The following is a 2,545-nucleotide window of genomic DNA, read 5'->3' on the forward strand; positions in this document are numbered from 1 at the left end:
GGCCGAAGCTCGGCGCGTTCGCCGCATGGCCCAGTAGTCTCTCTAGCGCCACAACTTCTATTTGATAACGGCCTGTTCTGGGATTGTCCTCAACGACTGGCTAACTTGTTCTTGCAATTTACGTATCAATTCCTGTTTCGGAAAATGTAAGGTTGGCTAATCTAGCAATCGTGCGCGTCGTTACTGTATCGAATGCACCGCCCACTAATGCACCAGCTATAGGAACCATCTTGACGAGGTTAATTGAACCAGTTCTTCCAAATTTTGTGACTAGACGAAAACCGACAGCTTGGTTTATTTTTGTTAGTACTGAGCCGGGGACCTTTTTAATCGCGCCTAGCGCCATCTTATTGCCAGTAACGATGCCAGTCTTTTTCATGATGTCTGTGACTGATGTTCCCGCTAACGTAGCATAGACAAAAGTTTGAGTCTGATCACTGTCTAAATCATACCCACGAATCAATGCAATAGCGGCTATCATACGCATCTGGAAAAGAATAACGGTTGTGACGTTGGCTGGAATTGTTACCGGCATAGTTATTAAACCACCAAACCCCGTCACAAAACCTGATGTGGCAGCTTTTGTCGTCTGAAAATTGACCAAATGTTTGATTGCTACATCTGGTGGGTACTTACTGAGATAGTCGGCAACTAACATATGAATATCCTTTTGACCAGGCAATCCGGTCAGTGTCCTTTCGTATGCCCAATCAAGTATGTGCATCATAGCGTCTTGTGAACTTTTTTTGGCACTGGATCTTTTGGCAGTAGTTTTGATAACTATCATTGCTCCTTGCAAGTCCACTATTGATCTTTAATTCTTACATTATTATATTCCATTTATAAGCGGGCTGCTAGATAATCAATAGGGAAGGCTTTGCCTTACAAGACACACAAAGGCTGTGATCATTCGGAAGGGGAGTGACACTTGGAAAATGATGATCTATTTAAAATTATTAAGAACAATGTAGAGACGAATCGAGCGTACAATCCAACGCAGGAGGAGTGGCTATTTTGTAGTATTAACACAGCAAAAGCATTAATAGTTTCAACTTTTCCTGCTCATGTGACGGAACTTTCCGAGTGGAGTTCCTTAACCAGTGTTGCTGAAGTAAAGCAGCGCTTTGATATAGTTCAAGGCAAATATGGGTCTGAGAATTTTAAGTTACGTCATGATAATGGATATAAAAAACTGTGTAAAATCATTTCAAGCTTTCCATCCGAAGAACTTTCTGCCAAAAACAAAGGGGTAATTAGTGAGTATATACAATTTAAAAAATATTTTTTGTATGAGTTAACTCGTTAGGGTGTACCCTATTGTAACTAAAGAGAGAAGGGAGTATTATTAGTTACATATAAGTGACCCGGAGGTGATCTAGAATTGTCTAAAATCGGTTATGCGCGTGTTAGTACGCGTGATCAAAATCTGGCGCGTCAAATTGAACAGCTACATGATGCCGGTGTTAATAAAATCTTTCAAGAGAAGCTTTCAGGTAAAAATGCCGATCGTCCTCAACTGAAAGCAATGTTAGACTATATTCGTGATGATGATGAAGTAGTGGTACTGAGCCTTGATCGACTTGGTCGCAATTCTCATGATTTGACTGACATCATCGAAACCATTCGGCATCGTGGAGCTCAATTGAACGTTCTAAATCTGCCTAGCTTTGCAAGTATTGAAGATCCTAACCTTCGTAACTTGATTACGACAATTATTGTCGAACTATATAAGTATATTGCTCAAGAAGAGCGCGAAACTATTAAGATACGGCAACAACAAGGCATAGAAATTGCCAAACGCCAGGGCAAATATAAAGGCAAAATTCGCGAATATGGTCCTCATTCACCTAATCGTCAAAAACGCTATATTTATAAAGAAGCCTGTCGCCTTTTAAATAGGAAGAAAGACGGAGATGAAACTCTGACCAAGCGACAAATTGCACGCATGTTAGGTATTGCACCAGTAACCTTATATCGCATCGAAAAGTATCAGGCAGAAGATCTAGCAAACGTTCCCCCTAGTGAGAGGTAAACATCATGATAGATTTAAGGGGCAAACGAATTCTCTTTACCGGCCGTTTGCGATCTTTTAGTCGTTTCCAGGCACAACAGTTAGCAACTATTCTAGGAGCAAAACCTGTCAACGGGATTGACAAAAATGTCGATATCCTTGTGGTTGGTATTATTAGCAAACCCTATGATCAACTACTTACCACTCAAAAGTTAACGTATGCTATAACCTATGGCATTCCAAAGATTGACGAATTAGCCTTTATTTCATGGTGCCAATGGCGATTAGATCAATTGAAAGCAACTCTTTAAGTGCCTTCTTATCAAACGGGGGAATTAGTATGCAAAAGCGTATCGATTTGGCCAATCAAACGTTTGGCCGACTCACAGTCATTAGTTTTTTTGGAACCCCAGTTTACAATTCAAGTGCAACACCCTGACGACTAGACCAAAAAGGCCATGAAGACCTATTCTTGTTAGTACTAGCTAAACAAGAAAGCAGGAATCTTCATGACCCACTCTCAGACTAACACCC

Annotated in this window: 4 protein-coding genes; 3 read left to right on the forward strand and 1 reads right to left on the reverse strand. The window is 40.7% G+C overall.

The features are described 5' to 3' along the window. Positions 1-118: 118 nt before the first annotated feature. On the reverse strand, positions 119-787 hold the full coding sequence (locus AAA927_RS12795; RefSeq protein WP_338218150.1) for an EcsC family protein: 669 nt from the start codon (positions 785-787) through the stop codon (positions 119-121). Positions 788-928: 141 nt separating this feature from the next. Here AAA927_RS12795 and AAA927_RS12800 point away from each other — a divergent pair, with 141 nt between their 5' ends. The 3 genes from AAA927_RS12800 (at position 929) to AAA927_RS12810 (ending at position 2,322) form a co-directional block, all read left to right on the forward strand. After that, positions 929-1,306 (forward strand): hypothetical protein, encoded by a 378-nt coding sequence (locus AAA927_RS12800; protein WP_338218151.1) that lies wholly within the window; start codon positions 929-931, stop codon positions 1,304-1,306. A 75-nt stretch (positions 1,307-1,381) separates the two neighbouring features. After that, complete coding sequence (locus tag AAA927_RS12805; RefSeq protein WP_016364568.1) at positions 1,382-2,032, forward strand: recombinase family protein; 651 nt, start codon at positions 1,382-1,384, stop codon at positions 2,030-2,032. Positions 2,033-2,037: 5 nt separating this feature from the next. Beyond that, positions 2,038-2,322, forward strand: coding sequence for a BRCT domain-containing protein (locus AAA927_RS12810; RefSeq protein ID WP_338218152.1), 285 nt, complete (start codon positions 2,038-2,040; stop codon positions 2,320-2,322). Positions 2,323-2,545: the final 223 nt, after the last annotated feature.

This window comes from Lacticaseibacillus salsurivasis, from assembly GCF_036246225.1.
Taxonomy (GTDB): domain Bacteria; phylum Bacillota; class Bacilli; order Lactobacillales; family Lactobacillaceae; genus Lacticaseibacillus; species Lacticaseibacillus salsurivasis.

Bases quoted from the DNA above. Each gene is read 5' to 3' on its own strand.
- AAA927_RS12810 (WP_338218152.1), top strand. From the start codon at position 2,038: ATGATAGATTTAAGGGGCAAACGAATTCTCTTTACCGGCCGTTTGCGA.
- AAA927_RS12795 (WP_338218150.1), bottom strand. From the start codon at position 787: ATGATAGTTATCAAAACTACTGCCAAAAGATCCAGTGCCAAAAAAAGT.